The following is a 24458-nucleotide window of genomic DNA, read 5'->3' on the forward strand; positions in this document are numbered from 1 at the left end:
CAAGGATCAGCCGTTTTTAGCAAACCTGCGGCTTAACCCCAGGAGCCCGCCAAGCATCAATAGCAAGGTAGCTGGCTCTGGCACTTCAGCGCTGCCGCCCTGACCCACGATAATCTGGATCTCGGTTCTGGCTAGTTCCTGCCCGGCAGTATTCATGGCTGCCAGGAATATGTTGTAAGTACCATCCACAGTGGGGTCAAATACCGGGAAAAACCAGTGGGGTTTCCAGGAATTTTGCGCAACATGGTAGTCGGTCAGATTGGTAGCATAGTCTGCTACTGCTGTAGCCAAGCCACAGTTGGTTTCAACCCCTGCGCCATTTGCCGTGGCATTATCACCCAAAGAATGGTCCCAGCACACATTGCCAGAGCCTGGGTTGTTGGCATGAATAGGATCAAAAGTGGTAAAGGCAGTCGACAGACTGGGATTCGTGTCTAAACCAAGCACAAAGCTAAGATCGGCCAGTTTTAGTTGGTTGTTGCCTGTGTAGTCAGTATTGATCGACCACTCAAAGCTCCACACTGCAGTGGGAAAACTCTGTGTAGGAGCAACGCCGGCATCGAAACTGTAGGTGCCATCCCCGTTGCTGTTAAAGGTGTTCTCCGGTGCACCACTGCCGTTATGACGCAGCTTGCCACGCAAACCCAGTTCGACACCGTTATCTCGATCTATGGTATAGCTACCATTGGCATTGCCGCCACCAAAAATAACATCGGGCGTAACATTACCATCATAGATAATTGCCGCATTTGCACCTGCAGCAGTCAGCAGCGTTGCTGCGGCCAGTGTCTTTATTGCTGTTTTTTTCATGCTTTTTCCCTTACTGGTTTTTTTGAGGTTAGGGGCGCCGTCCAAACCTGTTTCGACATATTCGAAACAACCAACTGGGAGATTGGCCAGCCACTTTACATGGCGTGCATCCTTGACAAGATAACGAAATAATAAAATATTCCGTACTGGCAGAGATATAGCAATATTTGTGCCCTTCAGTTTTATCTATGTTTTTCATACAGATAGAAAAACTGGCGAAAGAAAGCTGACTGCAGCGTAAAAAATATTGACAGAAGAGCACTGCGCTTAAGGGTAACCAGACGCACGAAGGTTAAATGCCAGAGGAATGTACAGCCTGGCGCAGCCTTAGCGGCTGACCAGGCTCCTTTGTGCTTCCATGCCCATGGCAAGAATCAGTGGATCCTGTTGTTGGCGTTGGATAAAGCCCTGTTTATCGCTCAGGTTGTGCCAGTTCTGCTTGATCAGCACCTGAGCCGTCGCGCCGCCTAATGTAGCGCCGGGGCCAAGAATAATCAGCTTATCTGGGGCAAACTCCTTAATCGCCACTTCAATGGCCTTGCTGTAGTCATAAGGCGCAACCACCTGAGTATCCAAGGTATAACGATACAATGCCGTCATGTCGGTGCTGTGGGGTTGCCAAATCCGCCCCTGACCGTCAATCAAGGGCAATGCAGGCCTTTGAAACAGATTCTGTGACAGCCTTGCAAAGGCCTTGTCTGACACGCTTTGCAATAATGGCGTGTGAAAAGCGGCATGATTATACAGGCGCATAGGGTAGCGGTCTTGTAACCTGGGCAGGCGTTGTTCCATGGCTTTTAGTCCGGCTTCATTGCCGCCTAAAACCAGATAGCCGCCAAACCAGATGGAGGGATACACCTGGCAGCCAGGCTGCTGACTCACCTCTGTCATCCATTGCAGGATTTGCGCTTTCTGCGCACTATCTTCATGCCAGTTGTCATCTGTGATGGGGTAAATCATTTGGCCGCCAATCAAGCCACCACTCATCATTGACCCCATGGTATTGATAAGTTCAATAGCGCTGTGCTGGTTTAACACATCGGCCATCGCCAGAGCGATATACCAGCCCATGGAGTTACCAGTCACAGCAACAATGTCGTATTTGTTCCTGTCTATGGCGGCAAAGTCGCCACGTGCACAGGCGTAAATCAGGGCAGAGGCATTTTCGCCAGCCGTATGTACGGGCAGCTTATAGGCAGGCATGGCGTCCAATTCTGTCACGCTCGGCTGTGCCTGGCTGCGGCAGTATTGGTCAATCACATCCAGCATGGCCTGTTTGTCACTGTGATAACGACCCAGGTAGCCAAGCTCTTCCTTGTTATAGGTGCCCCGTCCGGGGCAAATGACCACAGCAGTTTGTTTGGTCATCAGCTGGCCTCTCTTATGGTTTTATTAAGCATGTTAAGGGCAGCATTAACAATGTCCTGAGTTTTGGGCAATACTTCATAGCTGGCACTGCCTAGTGGGATAAAGCAGTCCTGCGCACAGACCCGCTGAATATTGTGTATCCCCGCTGGATGTTCGCTGAGCATAGTGACTAAGGCTTCACTGATAGAGGCGGTTTGCCGACATTCGTCCACTATCAATACCTGCTGGTGCCCAGCAACCTGCTGCAAGATAGCGCTTTGATTTAGCGGGGCTAACCAACGCAAATCAATCACTGTGCATTGGATACCTTGCTCGGCTAACTGTTTCTCGGCCTGGCGACTAAGGTAGTAGCCATTACCGTAACTGATAATACAGAGATCTTTGCCGCTGCCATACACACCGGGCTCGCCAAGGGCAATAGGTTTGGCATCGGCGGGCGGCACGTAAGGGAATGACCACAGGTTGTCACCCTCTTCGTGCAGGTCCTTTTTCATATACAGAGCAATGGGTTCCAGAAACACCACCAGGCGCTGTTCCTCGCGAGCGAGGCGCACACATTCACGCAGCATTTCCACGGCATCGGCACCATTGGAGGGGCAGGCCAGAATCAAGCCGGGAATATCGCGGAACACGGCAAAGGAGTTATCATTATGGAAATGACCACCAAAGCCTTTTTGGTAAGCCAGCCCGGCAATGCGAATCACCATAGGGTTGGCATACTGTCCGTTAGAGAAAAACGGCAGGGTGGCCGCCTCGCCGCGAATCTGGTCCTCGGCGTTATGCACATAAGCCAGAAACTGGATTTCAGGGATCGGCAACAAGCCGTTGTGCGCCATGCCGATACCCATGCCCAGAATAGACTGTTCGTCCAACAGCGTGTTAATCACCCGTGACGAGCCAAACTTTTCACAGAGTTTGGCGGTGACATTGTACACCCCACCTTTACGGCCAATATCTTCACCACACATCACAATTTCTTTGTACTGGGCCATTAAATCCAATAATGCCCAATTGATCAGCTTGGCTAAATGTTGGGGTTTGGCCAGATTGTGTTTTTCATGGGCAAACAAGCTGTCCCGCTGCGACTTGTCAATTTCCGCTATCTGAGGCAGTTCAAGCCTGGGCGGTACAATAGATGCTTTAATCTGGGCAGGATTGGTCAGTTTCGGACGCGCTGCCGCCACGTCACTAATGCGGGCAATACGGCTTTCCAGTTGCAGGTACAGCTCGGCAATTTGCCCGGCCGTCATCACCTTATTATTCAGCAGTAAGCTGGCACTGTAGGCAATGGGATCCTGGCGCTCTGCGGCTTCAATGGCGGCCTGGCTGCGATAGGCAAACTCCGAATCAGAACCGGCATGGCCCAATAAGCGCACGGTACGAACATGCAAAAACAACGGCTTTCTGCGTTTCCGCACCCAATCGGCCGCCTGTTTGGCGGTGCGATAGGTATCCAGCAGATTCAACCCGTCGCAATAGCGGTATTCCAGCCCGGCACGATTGGCAAAGTTGGCGTGGATCCAACCTTGCGGCGTGGCGGTAGAAATGCCGATGCCGTTGTCCTCACAGATAAAAATAAGCGGCATGGGAATAGACTGAAAAGACGCCCAGCAGGCAGCGTTAATGGCACCCTGCGCGGTGGAATGATTAGCCGAGGCATCGCCAAAGCTGCATACCACCACAGCGTCATCCGGCAGCTTGGTGGCCGTATTTAGTTTCTTGCTCAGGCCAATACTATAGGCGGCCCCCATGGCTTTGGGTAAGTGTGAGGCGATAGTGCTGGTTTGTGGCGGAATAAACAGCTCATGGCTGCCAATCACTTTATGCCGACCACCGGATATTGGATCTTCGCTGCTGGCTGCAAAGGACAGCAGCATATCGTAAAGCGGCGTCGTGCCGGGCTTTTGTTTACTGCGCTGAATAGCAAAGGCGCCGCTGCGGTAATGCAGAAATGCCATATCATCAATGCGCAGAGCGGCGGCGATAGCCGCGTTGCCTTCATGTCCTGCACTGCCTATGGTATAGAAACTCTTGCCCTGTTTTTGCATCTGTCTGGATTGCAAATCCAGATGGCGGCTCATCACCTGCGTTTCAAATAAATCCACCAGTTGACAATCGGTCAGGCCTGCTTCGGCCAGAGAGACATCCAATACCGACTGTGGCAGATTATCGTCTTCCAGCCAACGCAGCAGGTTATGCCTGACTATGGCGTTGCGATCCAGCATAGCAACCTCCTACTGGGCTTAAGAAAACGCCTGAAGCCCGGTTTGCGCACGCCCCAGAATCAAAGCGTGCACGTCGTGGGTGCCCTCATAGGTATTCACCGCTTCGAGGTTCATCACATGGCGGATAACATGGAACTCATCGGCAATGCCGTTGCCGCCGTGCATATCCCTGGCAATGCGGGCGATGTCCAATGCCTTACCGCAGGAATTGCGTTTAATCAGCGAGATAGCTTCCGGTGCCAGCAGGTTTTGATCCATTAACCGGCCTGCTTGCAAACAGGCCATCAGGCCAATACTGATTTCAGTCTGCATGTCAGCCAGTTTTTTCTGTATTAACTGGGTAGCCGCCAGGGGGCGCCCAAATTGCTGACGGTCCAACGTGTACTGGCGCGCAGCGTGCCAGCAAAATTCGGCAGCGCCCAGCGCTCCCCAGGCAATGCCATAGCGCGCCTTGTTTAAACAACCAAACGGGCCTTTTAAGCCACTGACATTAGGCAGCAGGTTGTCTTCTGGCACAAACACATTGTCCATCACTATTTCGCCGGTAATAGACGCACGCAGAGAGAACTTGCCTTCAATCTTTGGTGCACTCAGCCCTTCCATGCCTTTTTCCAGCACAAAGCCTTTAATTTCACCGTCCAGTTTGGCCCACACCACAAACACATCGGCGATGGGGGAGTTAGTGATCCACATTTTGGTGCCGGTCAGACGATAGCCGCCATCTACTTTCGTCGCGCGGCTGGCCATAGAGCCCGGATCGGATCCCGCGTTAGGCTCGGTCAGGCCAAAACACCCCACCCACTCGCCGGTAGCCAGCTTGGGTAGGTATTTTTGCCTTTGTGCTTCGCTGCCATAAGCATAGATAGGGTGCATCACCAGAGAGGACTGTACGCTCATGGCACTGCGATAGCCGCTGTCGACACGCTCCACTTCACGGGCAATCAAACCATAGGTAACGTAGTTCACCCCGGCGCAGCCGTACTCTTCGGGTAATGTCGCGCCAAGCAGGCCCAGTTCACCCAGTTCATTCATAATTTCACGATGGAAGATTTCCTGACGATTGGCTTCCAGTACCCTGGGCTGTAACTGCTCCTGGCAATACTGGTGCGCGCTGTCGCGTACCATGCGCTCTTCTTCGGATAAAAGGGAATCCAGGGCCAGCGGATCTTGCCAGTTGAAAGCGGGACGAGACATATATACACCTGCTAAATAGTTGTTAACTGTTCGATAATAGGCCGATTTCAGATAAAGCAATAGTATCAAATTTCTTTAATAGCTATAGTATTTAGCTATAGCTTGATTTTGGCTTTATTAAGGTAAAACATGGACTTGCGAGTTCTTGGACATTTTGTAGCAGTGTATGAACAGGGCAGCTTCAGTGCGGCATCGCGCAGTCGCTTTATTGCACAGCCATCATTGTCAGCGGCATTAAAGCAGTTGGAGGATGAATTAGGGCGGCCGCTCTTTGTGCGCCATGCGCGCGGAGTCCGCGCCACGGATGCGGCCGAACAGTTGTATCCACTGGCTAAACAATTGCTTGGCCAGGCCGATGCGATACAAGCCATGTTCAGCGGCAGTCAGGTAAAAGAACCGTTTCGTCTGGGCCTGATTAAGGGGCTGGGCGTGGCTCGCATGAGTGCCCTGCTGAAACAATTTTGTGCCGCCAGGGACAGCCTGGAATTAACCCTGGTCCCACCGGAAGAAGCCTGCGATGCACGCATTATTACCCGCGAATTACTAATACCGGGAGAGAAGTTTCACCCGATTTGGCAGGAGGACTACCAACTTGCACTCCCTATGGGTCATCCGCTCTCCCTGCAGGAGCAGATTTGTATCAGTGATCTGGCCGACATTGCATTTATCCAGCGTACCCCGTGCGAAGCCTGGAACAACCTGAAAACACTGTTGCGTCAGGCCGGCATTGGCTTGGATATCCGTGCCCGTATTCAAACCATAGAATATGCCATGGGCCTGGTTAGTGCCGGAGTAGGGTGCGCCTTGATCCCGGTCCATGCTGAACTGGCGCAGCAGGATGTACTGTTCAGGCCCTTACAGGAATTGCAACAAAGCCGCGAAATTGGCCTGGCCTGGCGGCGCGACAACGACATTATTCAGCTGTTAGGCACATTGCTGGCACGCGGCTAAAGACGATTTTATCCGCTAACAAAAGCCTTCAGTGTGCAGGCACACTTTGCAAAGGATGGAGTGGGCTGAATCGTGCCGATTTGGGTGGGCGTTCACCCATGATAATTGATAACTGGCGATTAAATTCAGTAACGAAAGCCTCGTCCAGGTTGATTTTACTGAACATGTAGTGCTGCTCTGCTATATCCAGGGGCCTTGTTATCAGAGCAAGGTCCGTCAAACCATTTCGCTGCATTTCCGCCAGCACGGTATCCTTGTCATCAATAAATGCATCCACTCTGCCTCGCCTGAGAAGTTCGAGACGGGATGCAAAGGTTTCAACATGCATCAGTTGTCTCGCCCATTTGGAATCAAGCACCGCTGCAACCTCATGTCCGTACCAACCACCACGGTTTAACGCAACAAGCTTATTCTGCTGCACCAGATCTAATATGGTATCCAGCGCCGCTGTTTGACGGTCGGACTTGCGATATACCAATACAATGGTTTGCAAACGATAAGGAATAGAAAACATAAATTGCTTTTGCCGCTGTTCCGTCAGGGTGGCGGCAATTGCCACATCGACACGACCACTAAGCAAATCGGCACTGATACGACGTTCAGGCAGATGCAAAATTGCCAGTTCACAGTCCATTCGCATCAGGCCTTTGCGCAATAACTCCAGGTCCCTACCACTGTATTGCCCTTGCTTGTCCAGATAAAAATACGGGTACCAGTCACCACTGAAAACCAAATTTATGGGGTGTGGGCAGAACGTCTGAGCCAGGCCCGGACCTGCTATCAGGCACAAGATTAGCAACAGGCGCATTCTGCTATTACGCCGCTATCAGGGAAAGGTGCGTATCGAATGCGATGCTATCGCCAAACATAACTTGAGTCCCCTAGGCTGTTCTTATTATTAAGCTTACTGGCAATCCTGCCATTTTGCCCTTTTATCAAAGGGCATTTCGAACTTAGCCAGCATAGCGAATTCCGAAAAGAAACAAATGGTAATATTGTGTTGCTGTGCCCTTATAGGTATGAAAAAACAAACCTTACTAACCAGACTTCTTCTTTCTAGATTGACTTGGCGCTGCCAGCCGCTAATTCCTGCCTGAGCCAGTCCCGAAATATCTGAATTCGCGCTAATCTGGGTGAGTCCGGGTTATGCAATATGGAGAATGTCGGCCCGGGAGTAATTTCAATCTCAAACGGCTTGACCAGAACACCGCGCTGAATCATCTCTCCGGCCAGTGTTGCAGTGGATAAACAAATACCATGACCAGCCGCTACCGCATTAATGCACATTTCCCAGGTCGCCACCTCCACCCAACGCAATTGTTTACGGTCGAAATGAATCCCAGCCAGGCTAAACCAGTTCTGCCAACTAAATAGGCCAGGATCATGTCCCTCCACCAGCAAACACCCATTCACCTGACTGGGATGGGTCAATTGCATCTCATCTGCCATGCGTCTGGAACATACGGCAAACACCGGATCGCTGATTAGCACCTCCTGACAGAGTTCGCTCCACACACCATCTCCCTGGCGGATAGCCACATCAATATCGCCATGGCGTAAATCTTCTACCTGAGGTGAGGCCATGACCCGGATGGAGATATCCGGATACAGCACGGAAAACTTCCAAAGCCTGGGCATCAGCCACATGGACGCAAAAGATCCGGTTGTGGTTACCGTCAACACGCCGGCTTCCTCTTCACATTGCACCTGATTGAAGCCTTTGAGCAATTGTGAAAAGGCTAGCTCCACCGCTTTGGCCAAAGTGCGACCACGCGCCGTCAGACGCATTTGCCGTCCTTCACGATAAAACAGCTTAACCCCAAGCCCCTCTTCCAGAGCCCGGATTTGCTGACTTACCGCCGCCTGCGTAATGGCTAGCTCATCGGCAGCCTGACGATAGCTCTGGTGGCGGGCGGCCGCATCGAAGCAGCGTAAAGCGGGTAAATGCCTCAGTCTTTTATCCATTAGTTAAAGTTATCCCAAACTTAAGATTTTGTCGTTCGTCATCGTTCGATAAATGTTCAATAATATCCCCAGGTCAAAACGCAAAGGGGTACGGATTATGTTGGCAGCTTCAGTAAAAATTCCGGTAAATCATGACAGTAAGCAAGCTTGTGAGCAAGAGCAGAAAGCCAGACAGGCTCGTTTGTGGCGCTGGCTGGGACAAATGGCAAAAACCATGAGCTATGCGCAGATGGTTAACTTCAAGTAATGGTTTAGTTAAGCTGTACTTATCATTTAAACGCCCATCAATTGAGATTGCCGGGCGTTTTTTTGTTTAAGCCTTAACCACCCACTTGCGGCGCCAGGCTAGTGTAACAAGATGAACTGCGTTACTCATCCGGCCGCCAGGCCAGCAATCTGCCGTTTGCCAACCCCAGATAAAGTATGCCATTCGCCGCACTCAGGCTGACAATGCTATCCATGTCCTCAAGCATGTCTGTGACTTGTTTTACGCTGGCCTGGTGTGGGGTCAGTTGTGGATCCAGAGGTTGATAGAGAGGTCCGCCCCCTTGCCGCACATACGTCTGATAATGAGCCCGGCTGCTTTGAGTTTGAAACTGCCGCTTCATTTCCTTACTTACTGGATGATAGCTAAACAGCTCACCGGACAAAGTAGCAAAGTACAATTGTTCACCCACAGCAACAGGCGCTGCAAAGATAAGATGTGGTGAAAGCACCAAGTGTTCGATATTTCCCGAGTCAGTTTGCTGGCCGACCAAGGCCAGGCCGTCTGACAATCCATAGTAGACAATTTCATGATGTACCAGGGCCTTCGAGCCAATCCAACTGCTGGCATGTTTAGTACTCCAGACTTCATGGCCGTCCTTCAGGCTCAATTTAAAAAACCAGGTACTGCGGCTACCCACATAAAGATGCTCTCCATCGATCAATGGTGCCAGATTAAACCCCAGCCAGCCGTCCCATCCGCCAAGTTCACCTTCAGGTACAGGACTTTCAAACTGCCATAGAATATGGCCATGTTGTGCACTAAGGCCGTACAAGCGGTTGTTCCAACTACCAACCACTACCACGCCCTGCGCCACAGCAGGTTGAGTGTGGGTGGTGCCGGTATTCTGATGCCAAAGTTGCTGTCCGTCTGATACGCGTACAGCATAAGTACCGGCTCGACTGCCATAATATGCTGCGCCATCGGCAACACTGACCGACGAGCGATACCAGTTCCAGGGGTCGGCATAATTACCTTGACCCCAGCCCCAATTGACCAGATGTGGGCCGTCATCACTGTGGTGCTGCCAGATTAACCGGCCTGTCAGATTAAATGCCTGCAAACCCTGCTCGGTTTGCAATAACAGTAATCCGCCGGCAATGGTCGGCGTGCTCCAGGTCTGCGAGGATAGCTGGTGCTGCCAAAGGCTTTCTCCCTGCAGGCTCAGGGCTCGCAAAGTGTTGCCATTTGCCAGATACAGTACATTATTGTGGAGCAGAGGAGGTGCGAACACCCCATGGCTTGTTTGTAGCTGCCAAAGCACCCCTGCATGGACAGGAAAAACGATTAGCCAGATCAACACTAAAACGGAGTTAACGAGTTTCATCAGGTATTGTAGTTTTGGTTAAAACCGGCAAATTATCAGGGCGACTAACCTGGATCCTGAAGTTGACATAAATAAACCTTAAGAAAGGTTAGAGTGGGCTAATTTAGTTCAACATTCTTTTTTTGTCCGATGCCATCCAGTTTCAGTTGTTTAAGAATCTGATGAAACTCCGGCTCCAAGCGCAGTGGGTCATAGTAAGGGTCGACTGCCAGCCACAAAACTTCTACCTGCCGTTGTTGTATAGCATCCTGTAGCCACTTGATCGCCTGGGCGGGTTGGTTAGCCTTGATGGCATAGCGGGCATAGGCTAATGGTGCTGCATAGTGCCCCAAATTGTCGCGAATCTGGTTCTGAATCAGCCAGTTGTATACTTGTGCCAGACCACCAGTTGCAAACTGTTGCTTGGCGTCTGCTATTTGTCCGCTGGTAAATCCTTTGTAGTGCATACTTTGCAATAAGTGATTAAAAGCGCGTTGCTCCAAACCCAGGCTTTCCAGAGTTTTGATGGCTGAATAGTGGAAGCCAAGATCTGGTTCGGTCAGGGCCGCGATCTTCTCCAGTTCCAGCATGGCCTTTTGTGGCTGTCGTGCGGTGTTATAGAGCCAGGCGACAACAGGAACCGAGTAATACTGAGGTGCCAAGTCGATATAACGGCGGGTAGCAGCCAGCGCACTGTCATTCTGTCCCATGGCCATCAGATACTGGGCATACAGAAAATGATTGGTGGCGTCCCGGTTATCCAGCTCAATTGCCCGTTCTAACTTTTGCCCGGCAAGCTTAAAGTTCCATTCATGGGTAAAATACAACCAGCCCAGTTGCGCCTGGATGGCAGCGTTGTCAGCAGACATAAGTTCGGCTTGCTCAAGCAGTTGGATGGCCTCAGAGCGCAAAGAAGCGGCCCGTTCCCCTGAGAGATCGTCAGCCTGGATAATTAACACCATGGCTTTACCCCATAATGCACTCCCCAGATCGGGATCTTTTTGCAGAGCCTGTTCAAACAGATTATCAGCGCGTTCTAAATGTTGCTCTTCCTGTGAAAAAAGCAAAAAGCGCCCCTGATTGTAAAGATCCTGGCCAGCCGAATGGTGCTCGGTTTCAGGCATAGTGACGGACACCAAGGGGGACCAAAACCACCATAGTAAGGGAATGACCAGCAATAATGGCAACTTGTACCACCAGGATATTTTCTTCGACTCTGGGCGATGGTGGGGCGAGAGCGCGGAGGGTGCACAGATAAGACAATAACCTTTGCCCGGTACGGTTTTGATATAGCTGGGGGCTCGGGCGTTATCCCCTAAAGCCTTGCGGATATGACTGACGGCTACCGTCAGGACTTCTTCTGTTACCACTTTTTGGGCCCAGATGTGCTGCAACAGCGCATCTTTATACAGTATCTGGCCTGGGTTTTGGGTGAAGTGCAGCAACAGTTGCATAGGTGTATGCTCGAGCTGCCTGGTTTCCTTTCCCCGGGTGAGGCTGTTTTGCGTGGGGCTTACCTGCCATTCACCCAGTCTGAAGTCCTGCATAACATTTATTTGGAAGTCATTTATCTGCCATTAGATAAATAAAGCGGCACGGGGTAAAGCCCCGGCCGCAGAAATCAGAAAAAATATAGAAAACTTAAGGTCTGCTCAGCTTTCCTTGGTTGGCCATATCCAGCGCCAGGTCTTCGATCATATCTTCCTGGCCACCGACGGTACCGCGTTTGCCCAGCTCCACCAGAATATCTCTGGCACTGACGCCATGACGGGCTTCGGCCCGCTTAGCGAACAACAAAAAGGATGAATAAACACCGGCATAACCCAAAGTCAGGGCGTCACGATCTACGCGGATGGGCTGGTCCATCATCGGCACCACCAGATCTTCGGCAACATCCATGATTTTGTACAAATCGATACCATGCCTGGCGCCCATACGCTCCAGCACCGCCACCAGCACTTCCAGGGGTGTGTTGCCGGCTCCGGCGCCTAACCCTGCCACCGAACCATCGATGCGTTTGGCCCCGGCTTCAATGGCGGCCAGTGAATTGGCTACCCCCATAGCAAGGTTGTGGTGGCCATGAAATCCGATGTCGGTTTGGCTGCCAAGTTCTGAGCGCAGTAAACCAATTTTGTGGCTGACTTCATCCGGCAACATATAGCCGGCCGAATCGGTGCAGTAAATGCAGTTGGCGCCGTAGGCTTCCATCAGTTTGGCTTGTTCCAGCAGTTTTTCGGCGCTAACCATATGCGCCATCATTAAAAAGCCAACAGTATCCAGCCCGAGCTTGGCCGACAGACCGATATGCTGCTCAGACACATCTGCCTCGGTGCAGTGGGTGGCGACACGAATGGTGGACACTCCCAGCTCCTTAGCCATGCGCAGATGATCAATCGTACCAATACCGGGTAATAGCAATGCAGAAACTTTAGCCTGTTGCATCTTTGGGATCACCGCCGACAGGTATTCTTCATCGCTGTGCGCGGGAAAGCCGTAGTTAAGTGACGCACCGCCCAAACCATCGCCATGGGTCACTTCAATCAATGGCATTCCGGCGGCATCCAAACCAGTGGCAATATCCACCATTTGCGCAAGGGAGATTTGATGGCGCTTGGCATGCATACCATCACGCAGGCTCATATCGTGCAGGATCACGGATTTATCTTTCAGGTTCATATTGTTCTCCTCAGCCCTGCTTGTATTGAGCGATCAGTTCGGCGGTGTGCAGTCCCGCCGCCGTCATAATGTCGAGATTACCGGCATAATGCGGCAGAAAATCACCACGCCCTTCCACTTCCAGATAAATAGACACCTTGTTGCCGTCAAACACCGGGCCGTTCTTCAGCCGGTAACCTGGCACATAGGCCTGTACTTTTTCCAGCATAGTCAGCACGGATTGGGTAATGGCTTGTTGGTCGGGCGTGTCGGCGCACAGGCAATGCACTGTGTCACGCATAATCAGCGGTGGCTCGGCCGGGTTGATGATAATAATGGCCTTGCCCTGATCTGCGCCGCCAACGGACTCCACGGCACTGGCGGTGGTGCGGGTGAATTCATCGATGTTTTGGCGGGTTCCTGGGCCTACCGAGCGGCTGGATACTGTGGCGATGATTTCACCGTAACTGACTTTCTGCACCTGGCTGACCGCCGCCACCATTGGAATGGTGGCCTGGCCGCCACAAGTGACCATATTGACATTATCCAGTTCGGCTGGATTTAACCTATCCAGATTAACCGGCGGAATACAAAACGGGCCGATTGCCGCCGGAGTGAGGTCCACCATGGTCACACCCAAAGGGTTAAGCAGTTCACAATTCGCCTTGTGGGCGTAAGCCGAGGTCGCATCGAAGGCGATTTGAATGCCCAACTGCCTGACCTGCGCCAATGCCCCATTTACGCCCTCTGCACATACCTGCAAGCCCAGCGCGGCAGCGCGCTTTAGTCCCTCAGAGTCTGGATCCACGCCAATCATTAAGACCGGCTCTATGTGTTCACTGCGTAATGCTTTATACAGCAGGTCAGTGCCTATATTGCCCGGCCCGATAATAGCGGCTTTAATTTTCTGACTCATAATGGCCTCTTGGTTATAGATGGAAAGTAGGGCTGAGCTTGCTGATAAATACCAGCAGTAAGGCGCCTGGAGCGATCAACCTGGATGTCCAGAGCCATAACCGAAACCACAGACTGTGCTCGGTAAAGCCAAGCTCTTCCGCAGTAAAGCGGGATTTCAGCGCCCAGCTGACAAACAGCACCACAAAGATGCCGCCCAGGGGCATGGCAATATTGGACGTGAAGTAGTCAAACAAGCTGAAGAAGGTTTTATCTGCAAACAGAGGAATAAAGCCCAGCGGATGCACATCGCCCAGCACGTTAAACGAAAGCGCCGACAATACGCCCAATCCCCAGGCGACACCGCCTGCCACCAGACAGGCTTGGCGTCTGGACCATTTTGTCTTTTGCATCAGCCAGGAGGTCGGCACCTCCAGCATACAGATGGCAGATGTCAGGGCTGCAAAAAACAGCAGCACAAAGAACAAACTGCCCAACAACGCGCCAGCAGGCATTTGTGCAAAGGCGACCGGCAATGAAACAAACACCAGTCCCGGTCCTTCACTGGGATTTAAACCAAAGGCAAAAATAATCGGGAAGATCGCCAGACCAGCCAGTAACGCCACCAGTGTGTCTGCACCCACTATCACCACAGAAGAGCGAGGAATGGATGTTTGACGCTGCATATAGGCACCGTACACCATCAGGTTGGTCAGGCCGACACTGATGGAGAAAAACGCCTGCCCGACAGCCTCCAGCACCATATTAGTAGTGACCTTGGAGAAATCCGGGGTAAATAAGAAGCGCACAGCCTGAGCAAAGTCACCAATCCAGGCCGCATAGCCCACCAGTAGCAGCAGCATAATAAACAGCAAGGGCATTACCAGCTTAACCACCCGCTCCACGCCACCTGCCAGGCCCAACGAAGAAATGCCGATCACCACCAGCAAAAACAACAGGTGCCAGAACAACATTAGGCCGGGCGCGGACTGCAGTTGGTCAAACACCATAGATATGGCACCCGGATCCATGCCCTGCATACTGCCACTGGCCAGCTTCAGTACATAAGCCAGGGTCCAGCCACCAACTATGGCATAGAAGGACAACACCAGAATGGCCCCCAGGACCCCCAGGTTTCCCATATGTCGCCACCAGGGGCTGGCACCGGACTCTTTGGCCACTGTGGCAATGGCTTCGGGTGGGCTGTTTCTCCCCCGACGCCCGACCATCAGTTCAGCCATTAATACCGGCATGGCAATCACCAGGGCCGCCAGAATATAAATCAACACGAAGGCGCCACCGCCGTTAGTGCCTGTGGTATAGGGAAAGCGCCAGATATTGGCCAGACCCACCGCCGTACCGATAGAGGCCATCAAAAAAGCAAAATGGGAAGACCACATGGGGCCCTGGCGCTGACTCATAGCAACTCCTGAAACTAACGATGAGGTGGATTGGCCCGCTTGCGGCGAGCCCGGCTACTGCCGATCAGGTTACGGCATGGCGCTGATTAAACTGTGCATCGCGCCAGCGTTCTTCATCCATAATGACTTTAAATCGTTGTACTGCCTGCCAGATATCCACATAGCTGTTGTACAACGGGGCAAAACCGAAGCGCAGAATATCCGGCGCACGGAAGTCGCCAATCACACCGGCATCGATCAGCGCCTGCATTATGGGGTAACCCTGCGCATGGCTCAGTGCCACCTGGCTGCCGCGCTTTTCATCTTCCCGAGGGCTGACGAGTTCAAAACCATGCTCACCACATTCCTGATCCAGCAGCTCAATAAAATAACGGGTCAGGGCCTGGGATTTTTTACGTAGCTGCTGCATATCCGCAGCGCACATCAGATCGATTCCTACTTCCGCCACCGCCAGGCTCAGAATCGCCTGAGTGCCGGATAGCATCTGACTAATGCCCTGACCGGGTTGGTAATCCCGTTTGAAATCAAAAGGGGCACTGTGTCCCCACCAACCACTTAACGGCTGCTGTGCCAGGTTGTGATGGCGTTTGGCGACAAAGATAAAGGCCGGACTGCCTGGGCCACCATTCAGATACTTATAGGTGCAACCTACCGCCAGATCGGCGTTGGCCCCGTTCAGATCTACCGGTAACGCGCCGGCGCTGTGACACAGATCCCAGACCACCAAACAGCCCTTTTGCTGGGCATAGGCAGTGATTGCCTGCATATCCAGCACCCGACCGGTTTTGTAATGCACCTGAGTCAGACACACCACCGCCACTTGCTCGTCGATTTGCTCGAGCAGTTGCGCCTCTTCCACAAAGCGCACCTGGTAGTTGCCGCCCAGCTGACTGAGCAGCCCTTGCACCATATAGTTGTTGGTGGGGAAATTGCTGCCTTCCATCAATACCACTTTGCGAGACGGGTTTAACTGCAGGGCAGTGGATACAGCCTTATATAGGTTAAGTCCGGTAGCGTCTGTGCAGACCACTTCGCCGTCCTCGGCACCGATCAAACTGGCGATTTTATTACCGATACGATAGGGTAATTCAAACCATTGATGTTTGTTCCAACTGCGGATTAAATCCTGTCCCCACTCCTGTTCCACCACCTGCTGAGCACGGGCTAATGCTGCCTTAGGACGAGCGCCAAGGGAGTTTCCATCCAGGTAAATCTCTGCTTCGTTCAGGGCAAACTGCGCTCTAAACGATGCCAGTGGATCCTGGTTATCTAACTGTTCAAAAAATGCTTTTGTATAGGTCATTGAATTACCTGCTTGTTCTGCGAGACAGCCAGCAGTGCTGCCTTCAATGTATAGGGCCATGTTAGGCAGATGTATGTTTTGTTAAAAATAATAATAATTTGATTGGGTATAATGTAATTGTTATACCTAATCGGGCTTTGACTGGGAAGATCGGTATATCAATGTTGACTTGGGAGTCGCGCCGCAGCCGATACCAAAGTGGATCTCGCCATTTTCTTTGATTACCCGGTATCTTTGCCAGGGTCAGCAAACATAGAGGGCAGGAAAAGTGACAGGTGTAAGTCAGGTAAAAGCACATGGGATTGTTGCGGATATGTTAAATATGTTATAGCGGCGTCAAAACAAACTATTTCTATTATAGCTGGCCCTCACTTAGGGTGAATTCAAGTGCTCAGGGGAATTGTCCCCGAAGAATAATCACATCCTTGATTGGGAAGGAGCTAGCAACGATGAAGTCAACCTTAGTACCCCAAACCCGCCGCCGCGCTCTGACCGTCGGAGTCGCATTGGCCATGTCCGGATCGGCACTGGCTCAGGAACAAAATCAGGACGCACTTCCCCAAGGACAGAGCAGCAAAAGTGTTGAAGTGATCCAGGTAACCGCCCGGCATAAGGTGGAGAGCCTGCAGGAAACCCCTATTGCCATTTCCGCCTTTAGTGGCGATCAACTGGCCAATTCCCGCATTGAAGCCCTAAACGGTATCGCCGAGCGGGTGCCGGGCTTTCAGATGAATGTGTATAACGCCGCTGAACCCGAGTTGTTTATGCGTGGTATCGGCAGTGATATTGAAAGTGCCGGGGCTGGTGCTGCCATTGGTATCTACGTGGATGGTGTCTATATTTCCCGCGGTGTGGCTGCTGCCATGGATCTGTATGATCTGGCCAGTGTTGAGGTGCTGCGCGGCCCGCAGGGCACCTTATACGGTAAAAATGTGGTGGGTGGCGCAATTAACTTTATCACCAAGAAGCCGTCTATGGCCTATCCCGAAGGCAAGGTAGAGCTGTCCGCCGGTAACTATGGTCTTTTCCAGGCCCGCGGTTATGTTACCGGTGGGCTGTCGGACAATGTCGGTGCCAAGCTGGCCTTTAGTGCGGTCAACCGTGACGGCTTTGGTAAGAATACTCACACCGGGAATGATGCTGATACCTTGGAGCGCTACAGTATGCGCGGCCAGTTGTTGATTAATCCCAGCGATGACCTGGAAATCCTGCTAAGTGCCGATTATTCCAAGTCCGATTCGGTGCCGACCGTGCGGCATATCAGCTACAGCGAAGGACGCAATGCCGCCTTTATCAGTGCTGATCCCCGGGAAGCGGACAACGAGTTTGACGGCTTCGAAGATACCGAAGTCAAAGGGCTGAGTGCCAATATCCGTTACGACCTGGAAGGTATGACGTTCACGTCCATCACTGCTTATCGGGACAACGATTTCAGCTTCTATGAAAATGCCGCAGCCGGCATGGTGGATGACGGTCTGTTCTTTGACCCCTGGGGTGACCCTGCCAATAATAACGTCGCCGACGATGACGCACTGGCGGCTATGCAAGTAGACGACATGTGGTATCAGCAGAAAGACGAGCAATCTTCGCAGTTTTCGCAAGAGTTCCGTCTGGCCGGTGTGCACGGCAAGCTGGATTGGCAAATGGGCGCGTATTATATGCGTGAGGATATCGACCGCCATGAGATGGTTAACTATTGGTTCCATACGCCCTGGGGAACCACCACTGGCACCTTGTATAACAGCACCTATAACGTTACCGACAGCTATGCGGTATTCGGTCAGGCCAGTTATAACTTCACCGACGCATGGCGAATGACCGCCGGTTTACGCTGGAGTGAAGACGAAAAAGATTTCCGCTCGGTGGCCAGTGGTCGTCGTTTTGACAACTGGGACAATATGCACGGCGATTTAAATGGCAACAGAGTTGCAGGCTACGACGTCAATACCCAGGGCTCCTGGGATGCCTGGACCCCCAGCCTGGTGGTGGACTATAAAGCCAGTCAGGACCTGTTCTTCTATTATTCACTGGCACGTGGTTATAAGGCCGGTGGTTTTAATGGTGAAGGCCCCGAAAGTGCTGAGGAGGCCCTGGCGTCCTTTGCCACTGAGTTCGCCTTGAACCATGAACTGGGCTTTAAATCTCAGGCCTTTAATGACCGACTGCGACTCAACGGTGCCTTGTTCTTTACCAAGTACACCGACCTGCAGAGCCAGGTATGGGTTGAAACCGGCCCTAACACACCAGCGGATCTGGAAGTACGCAACGGTACTGGCGAAGCGCAGGGCTTGGAGCTGGAATTTACCGCGCTGCTGACCGACAACCTGACCCTCACCGGCGCTTATGGCTATATCGACTCTGAGTTTACCGACACCTTTGAAGTAGATGGCGGCGACCTGAACGGCAATCGCATGCGCCGCACCCCAGAACATACCTTGAATCTGGCTGCAGCCTATGAATGGGAAACGGATCTGGGACTTTGGGCTGCGCGTCTGGATTATCAGTATCAGGATGAGTACTTCTTTGATAATTCAAATGATCCGTTAACCCAAGTGGATTCAGAATATACCGTCAATGCCAGCCTGCAACTGGCCTCTCTGGACGACAGTTGGCGGGTACAGTTGTGGGCCAAAAACCTCACTGATGAACAAAACATTGCATCCACTACAGTGTATGCCGCCTGGGATAATACCGTGTTCAGTTCTTATAAAGCACCGCGAACCTTTGGTATTTCTGCCACCTATCAATTCTAAGCCTTGTGCATCCTTGTGATTAACGCCGGGCCTGGCCCGGCTTTTTTGTATAAAGGATCACCCACCCCACCGAAAGTATTCTTGACATAATTACATGTATACAATTATTTTGAATTGCATTCACAATTTGTTTACCTGGAGGCAACAAGATGAATGAAAAAACCATTCGCGCCGAAACTGGCGTAGAGATTAAGCAAAAGCTGTTTTATGGCTGGTGGATTGTGCTCGCCGCCATTATCGGTCTGGCGTTTGGCTACAGTGTCATCGCCATGTCCTTTGGCACCTTTATTAAGGCCTTCGAGGCCGATTTTGGCTGGAGTCGCGGCCAGATTTCCTTTGGGTCCACCGTGATTGGCATTACTGCCATCTTGTTTTTTCCTTATGTCGGCACTCTGGTAGACAAATATGGGGTGAAGCGCATTTTGGTGCCTTCGACCCTGCTGTTTGGCTTTACCATCGCTGCCATGTCCTTGCTGACGCCATCCATCTGGCATCTGTATGCCATGTGCATACTGATCCCTATCCTCGGCGCCGGCACCGCGCCTTTAACATATTCCCGCCTGTTGGTGAGCTGGTTCAATAAAAAACGCGGTCTGGCATTGGGGATTGGCTTGTCCGGTGTGGGGCTGGGGACGACATTGGTGCCCTTGATCGCATCTTACTTTATGAGCCATTACAGTTGGCGGGAAGCCTACATCGCCATTGGTGTGGTTGTGGTGCTGCTGGTGTTGCCAATCGCCAAATTCCTGGTGCGTGAAACACCAGCAGAAATGGGCCTTAGCACGGACGGACTGGCCGAGCAGCAAAGCCAGGCCCCAGCTACGGCCACCAATAAACCCCTAATCGGCTTTACTGCCAAAGAAGCACTGCGGCAGCGTACCTTCTGGCTGATGGTTGCGTCCTTTGTGATAACCGGTCTGACGACCTCCACAGTTTTAGTGCATCTGGTGCCAATGATGATGGACCGCGGTATGAACTTACAGGAAGCCGTGGGTACCTTTGCCTATCTGGGCATTTCCATTGTAGGTGGTCGTTTGCTGGCCGGATATCTGATGGACAAGTTCTTTGCACCCTATGTAGTGGTGTTTTTTATGCTCGGCCCGGTTATCGGCCTGGCCGCCTTTGCCATGGGTGCCAGCGGTCAGTCAGCAGCGCTATGTACGGCACTGATCGGTATCGCCATCGGTGCGGAGTTTGATGTGATGGCCTATTTTACCAGCCGTTACTTCGGTCATCGCTCGTTCGGGGCCATTTATGGCTATGGCTACTCAGGCTTCAAAATTGGTGCCAGTGTAGGGCCACTGATTATGGGGCTGGCCTATGACGCATTGGGACGCTACACCGAAGTACTCTGGGCCATGTCAGTGGTGATGTTACTGAGTTGTGTGCTGATTCTGATGATGGGTCGCTACCCGCAATTACCCTCCCGTCCGGCTGAATAAGTCCGAAAATGGCGGCCTGGCAGCCGCCCATATCATATTAATGATAGATGTATGTCAAAAAATATAATTGTATACATGAATATTAATATGTATTCTTTGCTTGTATTGATTGGGTGGTTGAAACAAGTATGAGAAAAACATTAAAAGTAGGTATTGCCGGCTTTGGCACTATCGGCAAGGTTGTGGGCTTAGCTCTGGATAAAGGCATGCCAGGCCTCGAGCTGGTGGCTGTTGCATCCGGCAACCCGGATAAGGCCAAAGCCGCCATGGCAACGCTGTCACAGCAGGTGCCGGTGGTCAGCAGCAAAGAACTGGCCGATCTGGCAGATGTCATTGTGGAATGCGCCCCTACCACCGCCTTTATGGATATTGCCGAACCCGCCTTGTGCCAGGGCCGTACCCTGGTCACTGTCAGCGGCGCGGCCATATTACAGCATCCTGAAGTGGTGGAGCTGGCCGATCGTCATGGCGGTCAGATCCTGCTGGCTACCGGAGCGTTGCTTGGTCTTGATGCCGTGCGTGCGGCGGCCAAAGGCAAGATTAATTCTGTGACTATGGTGACCCGTAAGCCCCCCACCTCGCTGACCAAAGCCAAGTTTATAGTGGAGAACAATATCCAGTTGCTGGGGCTGACCGAACCTTTACAGGTGTTTAAGGGCAGTGCCCTGGAAGGCGCACAAAAATTTCCATCCAACGTTAACGTCGCGGCGTCTCTTGGGCTGGCCGGTTTGGGGGCAGAACAGACGCAACTGGAGATCTGGGCCGACCCTGGTAAAACCCGTAATACCCATACCATTAAAGTGGATGCTGACAGCGCCAGCTTTGAAATGACCATTGAAAATGTACCCACAGTGGAAAACCCCGGCACCGGTCGCATCACTGCACTTAGCGTGCTGGCGGCACTGGAATCCCTGACCGCGGCCCTGCGGGTTGGCAGTTAATCTGAGAGGAAGTCTGTATGTCTAAACCTGAAAAGCCTATTCAACTTAAGCACCTGGCCATGGCGTCTAATGATCCGGATAAAAGCCGCGAATTTTTTGAAAACGTTTTAGGCTGGAGCGTGGCGGGCGTGGTCGCCAGTCGCAATGCCAACGGTTTCTATATGACCGACGGCAATATCAATCTGGCTATTTTGAAGTTTCGCAACGGTCCGGCTGCTGGTAAAGAGTTCCCGCAGGGCTACGTGGGTCTGCACCACGTAGGCTTTCAGTGTGAAGATATTCAGGGCATGGTCAACAGTTTCAAGGCCAATGGCTACGAGCCACGTCATGATGTGAATCTTGCCCAGGGGCTGGGTATGAATCCCGCCAAGGATAACGCGGAATATAAGATGTCTGGCCCGGAGAATATTATGATTGATATCTCCGAGCGTGGCTGGGTGGGCACCAGTACCTACAAAACCCTGGATTAATCGGACCGGGCTAATTCATGCTAAATGATATCAGCCTGTTCCTGTTTGCCACTCTGTCTTCCACCCTGGCCGGGGTGTTTGTGATGGGTGGCGGTATGCTGATGGTGCTGGTATTGCCTTGGTTTGTACCAGCTATGGCAGTCGTGCCAGTGCATGCCGTTACACAACTGGCCAGCAACAGTTCCAGACTGGTGTTTGCCCTTAACCATATTTATTGGCCAGCCATTGGTCCTTATCTGTTTGGTTCGCTGGTCGGTACCGCATTATTTGCGCTGTTTTTGCTTAACCTGCCCCTTGAATACATTCCCCAGTTAATCGCCGTCTATTTATTGCTAAGCCTTTGGATTGGACCCTTTGCCCGGGCCATACGTCGTCTGGAGAGCTTCTTTTTAGCCGGATTTTTGCAAACGGGACTGGGGCTGGTGGTTGGCGCTCCAGGGCCGATTGCACTGACCATGCTAAGCCGTCGTCTGGAAAACAAAGAAAGCATCGTTGCCACAGCCTCTTTGCTGATGCTATGCGGCAACCTGTTTAAAATCAGCACCTTCCTATGGTTGGGATTTCACTTTAGTGATTATTGGTGGCCTCTGCTTCTGGCTGTAACGGGGGCATGCCTGGGTTCGGTATTGGGTAGCTTGCTGCGCCGCCGGATTGCGCCACAGGCTTTTATGTTGCAACTGAAATGGCTGCTAACCCTGATGGCCCTGTTTACCTTGTTTAACAGCCTGTTATGGGAGTAATGCAGTGATGCTGAAGTTGATCCTGCCAGAAGATAAGCTGGTTAAGGTACAGGCCGAGCCCGGTTATAGTTTACTAGTGGCAGTGCAGGATGCCGGGATTGATGCCCTGCCGGGCATTTGCAATGGCTGCTGTAGCTGCGGCACCTGCCTGGTTCGCATTGACAATGTGAGCGAGCAGAATTTGTCACCCTGTTATCCGGGTGAGCAGCAGATCCTGAAAAAGTTAGGAGCCGGTCAGAAAACAAGACTGGCCTGCCAGGTGATGATAACTCCAGAACTTGAAGATGCGCAGATCACTTTACTCGGTAAAGTCAGGCCCAGTGACCATGCTGGCAACTAAATTCAGGCCCTATTTGTATTGCTTTTTTATGTCCCTGAGTATGTCAGGAATTATGTCACTGGTGGTCAGCCTGCATAATCTGGGATGGAGCGAACATATCATATCCATCTGGCTTAGCGCCTGGAGTTTCAGCTTTATGGTGGCCTTTCCGACGGTGTTAATCCTGACGCCAGTGGTTCGAAATTTGGTAAATCAGATCATTGATTGAAGAGATATTTCTGTAATCTATCTAAAGTGAGTTGACTGACATTCTGCACTCTTGTTAGGGTTCTATACGGAATGGAACCACTTTTTGGGCAGGGATTTGCTCTACACATTACTTCTGCCTGTATAGTTTCCACTCCCCAAGCGTCTCTTCAATTAAATTACGTTATTTTTATTCAAGGATTTGATATATGAAGATTTTATTTTGGCTTTTCGCTATTACGTTTAGCTTAACATCCGCACAAGTTAATGCTGCAGATTGTAACTCTGGGATTTATAAACTGTATATGTCAACCAATGGTAATGACGCAAATGAGGGCACTAGTAATTTACCTCTTGCATCTCTTAATGGTGTAAAAAACCAGGTTGAACTGGATAGACCTAATTGCGATGTAGAAATCCATATTAAGAAAGGCTTGTATCGTGGACAATCGGTAGTTTGGAAATATACAAATGACCATCAGATTACCTTCACGGCCGCAGATTTTGGTGGACAATATGACCGCCCCGAATTTGTAAGTGACGGAAGCAGTAATGCAGCACTTTGGTTTGACTTGCAAGCTAAAGAGGGCAAGTGGTCAAATATTCAATTCCGATATATCAGAGTCAAGGGATATTGGGGGGGAATTCGCTTATTTGGCAATAGAGATGATAAATTGAATGGCTGGAATGGCCGGAACGAAATCCTTGGAATGGTCTTTGAAAATATTGGCGGGAAATATCATAGCTATAATGGCAGAAAAGGTTATGCAGCAATCAATGCTTTTAACTCAAGAGAGAACATAATTCGCAACAGTCATTTTATAAACATTGAAAACAGTAGTAATTGCCCAGGATGCATGCACGGTGTATATCTTGCACATTATTCAAGTAACAATTATGTAGATCGCAATGTTTTCAGAAATATCAGTGGTAACCCAGTGCAAAATAGAGACGAATCAAATTCTAATCGATACGAATACAATACTTTTGAACGCAGCGGATATGTTGCTCAAGTGCAGGATTGGTATTGCACTGGTTCTGAATGTACTAAACCTGGGGGAGAATGCCCGTCTCATTCAGTACTTTTTGCCAATAATACATATGGAACGCTATATAATGGTGTCAAACAATTAAAAGTCTGGGATAAACCTGGTTCCGACAATTACTGTGGCACTCTTCCTGCAGCCAGAATAAGAACAGCATACAATACGCCATCCTTCTAATTCCAT

The 24458-nt window shown here is 51.3% G+C and carries 22 protein-coding genes; 10 read left to right on the top strand and 12 right to left on the bottom strand.

The features are described from left to right. Positions 1 to 6 precede the first annotated feature (6 nt). The 4 genes from ABD028_RS11770 to ABD028_RS11785 form a co-directional block, all read right to left on the bottom strand. Entirely contained in the window at positions 7 to 810 is an 804-nt protein-coding gene (locus ABD028_RS11770; protein ID WP_343845061.1) for a PEP-CTERM sorting domain-containing protein, read from the bottom strand. Positions 811 to 1137: 327 nt separating this feature from the next. Then, complete coding sequence (locus tag ABD028_RS11775; RefSeq protein ID WP_343845062.1) at positions 1138 to 2178, bottom strand: ACP S-malonyltransferase; 1041 nt, start codon at positions 2176 to 2178, stop codon at positions 1138 to 1140. After that, entirely contained in the window at positions 2178 to 4403 is a 2226-nt protein-coding gene (locus ABD028_RS11780; protein ID WP_343845064.1) for a dehydrogenase E1 component subunit alpha/beta, read from the bottom strand. The genes ABD028_RS11775 and ABD028_RS11780 overlap by 1 nt, the downstream gene beginning before the upstream one ends. 18 nt (positions 4404 to 4421) lie before the next feature. Further along, positions 4422 to 5597, bottom strand: coding sequence for an acyl-CoA dehydrogenase (locus tag ABD028_RS11785; protein ID WP_343845066.1), 1176 nt, complete (start codon positions 5595 to 5597; stop codon positions 4422 to 4424). A 129-nt stretch (positions 5598 to 5726) separates the two neighbouring features. On the opposite strand from ABD028_RS11785, the gene ABD028_RS11790 reads away from it, so the two are divergent. Then, positions 5727 to 6548: a LysR family transcriptional regulator gene (locus ABD028_RS11790; RefSeq protein ID WP_343845068.1), complete on the top strand. Its 822-nt coding sequence runs from the start codon at positions 5727 to 5729 to the stop codon at positions 6546 to 6548. Positions 6549 to 6576: 28 nt separating this feature from the next. Here ABD028_RS11790 and ABD028_RS11795 read toward each other — a convergent pair whose 3' ends face one another. Together ABD028_RS11795 and ABD028_RS11800 are read right to left on the bottom strand one after the other, a co-directional pair. Next, positions 6577 to 7356 (bottom strand): substrate-binding periplasmic protein, encoded by a 780-nt coding sequence (locus tag ABD028_RS11795; protein WP_343845069.1) that lies wholly within the window; start codon positions 7354 to 7356, stop codon positions 6577 to 6579. 248 nt (positions 7357 to 7604) lie between these two features. Further along, the gene (locus tag ABD028_RS11800; RefSeq protein ID WP_102794699.1) at positions 7605 to 8513 is read right to left on the bottom strand and encodes a LysR substrate-binding domain-containing protein; all 909 of its coding nucleotides are present in this window, start codon (positions 8511 to 8513) and stop codon (positions 7605 to 7607) included. Positions 8514 to 8610: 97 nt separating this feature from the next. Here ABD028_RS11800 and ABD028_RS11805 point away from each other — a divergent pair, with 97 nt between their 5' ends. Then, the gene (locus ABD028_RS11805) at positions 8611 to 8760 is read left to right on the top strand and encodes a hypothetical protein (RefSeq protein WP_172449210.1); all 150 of its coding nucleotides are present in this window, start codon (positions 8611 to 8613) and stop codon (positions 8758 to 8760) included. 121 nt (positions 8761 to 8881) lie between these two features. Here the strand turns inward: ABD028_RS11805 and ABD028_RS11810 are convergent, their stop codons facing one another. The 6 genes from ABD028_RS11810 to kynU all read right to left on the bottom strand — a co-directional run bounded on the left by ABD028_RS11810 (position 8882) and on the right by kynU (position 16357). After that, complete coding sequence (locus ABD028_RS11810; RefSeq protein WP_343845070.1) at positions 8882 to 10105, bottom strand: outer membrane protein assembly factor BamB family protein; 1224 nt, start codon at positions 10103 to 10105, stop codon at positions 8882 to 8884. A gap of 98 nt (positions 10106 to 10203) precedes the next feature. After that, entirely contained in the window at positions 10204 to 11631 is a 1428-nt protein-coding gene (locus tag ABD028_RS11815; protein WP_102794701.1) for a winged helix-turn-helix domain-containing protein, read from the bottom strand. A gap of 94 nt (positions 11632 to 11725) precedes the next feature. After that, a complete protein-coding gene (gene dmpG, locus ABD028_RS11820; RefSeq protein ID WP_343845072.1) occupies positions 11726 to 12760 on the bottom strand; it encodes a 4-hydroxy-2-oxovalerate aldolase in 1035 nt (344 codons plus the stop codon). Positions 12761 to 12770: 10 nt separating this feature from the next. Then, on the bottom strand, positions 12771 to 13655 hold the full coding sequence (locus tag ABD028_RS11825; protein WP_102794703.1) for an acetaldehyde dehydrogenase (acetylating): 885 nt from the start codon (positions 13653 to 13655) through the stop codon (positions 12771 to 12773). 13 nt (positions 13656 to 13668) lie between these two features. After that, positions 13669 to 15054 carry a sodium-dependent transporter gene (locus tag ABD028_RS11830; RefSeq protein ID WP_343845073.1) on the bottom strand — a complete coding sequence of 462 codons (1386 nt, stop codon included), beginning with the start codon at positions 15052 to 15054 and terminating at the stop codon, positions 13669 to 13671. Between the two features lie 64 nt (positions 15055 to 15118). Beyond that, positions 15119 to 16357 carry a kynureninase gene (gene kynU, locus ABD028_RS11835; protein ID WP_343845074.1) on the bottom strand — a complete coding sequence of 413 codons (1239 nt, stop codon included), beginning with the start codon at positions 16355 to 16357 and terminating at the stop codon, positions 15119 to 15121. Between the two features lie 449 nt (positions 16358 to 16806). On the opposite strand from kynU, the gene ABD028_RS11840 reads away from it, so the two are divergent. The 8 genes from ABD028_RS11840 to ABD028_RS11875 all read left to right on the top strand — a co-directional run bounded on the left by ABD028_RS11840 (position 16807) and on the right by ABD028_RS11875 (position 24452). Next, positions 16807 to 19110, top strand: coding sequence for a TonB-dependent receptor (locus tag ABD028_RS11840; protein WP_343845075.1), 2304 nt, complete (start codon positions 16807 to 16809; stop codon positions 19108 to 19110). Between the two features lie 149 nt (positions 19111 to 19259). Next, positions 19260 to 20552 (top strand): MFS transporter, encoded by a 1293-nt coding sequence (locus ABD028_RS11845; RefSeq protein WP_343845077.1) that lies wholly within the window; start codon positions 19260 to 19262, stop codon positions 20550 to 20552. Between the two features lie 128 nt (positions 20553 to 20680). Beyond that, positions 20681 to 21493: an aspartate dehydrogenase gene (locus tag ABD028_RS11850; protein WP_343845079.1), complete on the top strand. Its 813-nt coding sequence runs from the start codon at positions 20681 to 20683 to the stop codon at positions 21491 to 21493. Positions 21494 to 21510: 17 nt separating this feature from the next. After that, on the top strand, positions 21511 to 21963 hold the full coding sequence (locus ABD028_RS11855) for a VOC family protein (RefSeq protein WP_102794708.1): 453 nt from the start codon (positions 21511 to 21513) through the stop codon (positions 21961 to 21963). Positions 21964 to 21980: 17 nt separating this feature from the next. After that, positions 21981 to 22703, top strand: a complete 723-nt coding sequence (locus ABD028_RS11860; RefSeq protein WP_343845081.1) for a TSUP family transporter — start codon at positions 21981 to 21983, stop codon at positions 22701 to 22703. A gap of 7 nt (positions 22704 to 22710) precedes the next feature. Next, positions 22711 to 23043, top strand: a complete 333-nt coding sequence (locus ABD028_RS11865; protein WP_343845083.1) for a 2Fe-2S iron-sulfur cluster-binding protein — start codon at positions 22711 to 22713, stop codon at positions 23041 to 23043. 40 nt (positions 23044 to 23083) lie between these two features. Continuing rightward, positions 23084 to 23251: a DUF2798 domain-containing protein gene (locus ABD028_RS11870; protein ID WP_486303258.1), complete on the top strand. Its 168-nt coding sequence runs from the start codon at positions 23084 to 23086 to the stop codon at positions 23249 to 23251. Between the two features lie 187 nt (positions 23252 to 23438). Further along, a complete protein-coding gene (locus ABD028_RS11875; protein WP_343845085.1) occupies positions 23439 to 24452 on the top strand; it encodes a hypothetical protein in 1014 nt (337 codons plus the stop codon). Positions 24453 to 24458: the final 6 nt, after the last annotated feature.

Source organism: Bowmanella denitrificans, from assembly GCF_039522935.1.
Classification (GTDB): domain Bacteria; phylum Pseudomonadota; class Gammaproteobacteria; order Enterobacterales; family Alteromonadaceae; genus Bowmanella; species Bowmanella denitrificans.

Bases quoted from the DNA above. Each gene is read 5' to 3' on its own strand.
- ABD028_RS11770 (WP_343845061.1), bottom strand. From the start codon at position 810: ATGAAAAAAACAGCAATAAAGACACTGGCCGCAGCAACGCTGCTGACT.
- ABD028_RS11860 (WP_343845081.1), top strand. From the start codon at position 21,981: ATGCTAAATGATATCAGCCTGTTCCTGTTTGCCACTCTGTCTTCCACC.
- ABD028_RS11800 (WP_102794699.1), bottom strand. From the start codon at position 8,513: ATGGATAAAAGACTGAGGCATTTACCCGCTTTACGCTGCTTCGATGCG.
- kynU (WP_343845074.1), bottom strand. From the start codon at position 16,357: ATGACCTATACAAAAGCATTTTTTGAACAGTTAGATAACCAGGATCCA.
- ABD028_RS11810 (WP_343845070.1), bottom strand. From the start codon at position 10,105: ATGAAACTCGTTAACTCCGTTTTAGTGTTGATCTGGCTAATCGTTTTT.
- ABD028_RS11815 (WP_102794701.1), bottom strand. From the start codon at position 11,631: ATGCAGGACTTCAGACTGGGTGAATGGCAGGTAAGCCCCACGCAAAAC.
- ABD028_RS11775 (WP_343845062.1), bottom strand. From the start codon at position 2,178: ATGACCAAACAAACTGCTGTGGTCATTTGCCCCGGACGGGGCACCTAT.
- ABD028_RS11870 (WP_486303258.1), top strand. From the start codon at position 23,084: ATGTCAGGAATTATGTCACTGGTGGTCAGCCTGCATAATCTGGGATGG.
- ABD028_RS11790 (WP_343845068.1), top strand. From the start codon at position 5,727: ATGGACTTGCGAGTTCTTGGACATTTTGTAGCAGTGTATGAACAGGGC.
- ABD028_RS11785 (WP_343845066.1), bottom strand. From the start codon at position 5,597: ATGTCTCGTCCCGCTTTCAACTGGCAAGATCCGCTGGCCCTGGATTCC.
- ABD028_RS11830 (WP_343845073.1), bottom strand. From the start codon at position 15,054: ATGAGTCAGCGCCAGGGCCCCATGTGGTCTTCCCATTTTGCTTTTTTG.
- ABD028_RS11795 (WP_343845069.1), bottom strand. From the start codon at position 7,356: ATGCGCCTGTTGCTAATCTTGTGCCTGATAGCAGGTCCGGGCCTGGCT.
- ABD028_RS11865 (WP_343845083.1), top strand. From the start codon at position 22,711: ATGCTGAAGTTGATCCTGCCAGAAGATAAGCTGGTTAAGGTACAGGCC.
- ABD028_RS11850 (WP_343845079.1), top strand. From the start codon at position 20,681: ATGAGAAAAACATTAAAAGTAGGTATTGCCGGCTTTGGCACTATCGGC.
- ABD028_RS11875 (WP_343845085.1), top strand. From the start codon at position 23,439: ATGAAGATTTTATTTTGGCTTTTCGCTATTACGTTTAGCTTAACATCC.
- ABD028_RS11845 (WP_343845077.1), top strand. From the start codon at position 19,260: ATGAATGAAAAAACCATTCGCGCCGAAACTGGCGTAGAGATTAAGCAA.
- ABD028_RS11825 (WP_102794703.1), bottom strand. From the start codon at position 13,655: ATGAGTCAGAAAATTAAAGCCGCTATTATCGGGCCGGGCAATATAGGC.
- ABD028_RS11855 (WP_102794708.1), top strand. From the start codon at position 21,511: ATGTCTAAACCTGAAAAGCCTATTCAACTTAAGCACCTGGCCATGGCG.
- ABD028_RS11805 (WP_172449210.1), top strand. From the start codon at position 8,611: ATGTTGGCAGCTTCAGTAAAAATTCCGGTAAATCATGACAGTAAGCAA.
- dmpG (WP_343845072.1), bottom strand. From the start codon at position 12,760: ATGAACCTGAAAGATAAATCCGTGATCCTGCACGATATGAGCCTGCGT.
- ABD028_RS11780 (WP_343845064.1), bottom strand. From the start codon at position 4,403: ATGCTGGATCGCAACGCCATAGTCAGGCATAACCTGCTGCGTTGGCTG.
- ABD028_RS11840 (WP_343845075.1), top strand. From the start codon at position 16,807: ATGAAGTCAACCTTAGTACCCCAAACCCGCCGCCGCGCTCTGACCGTC.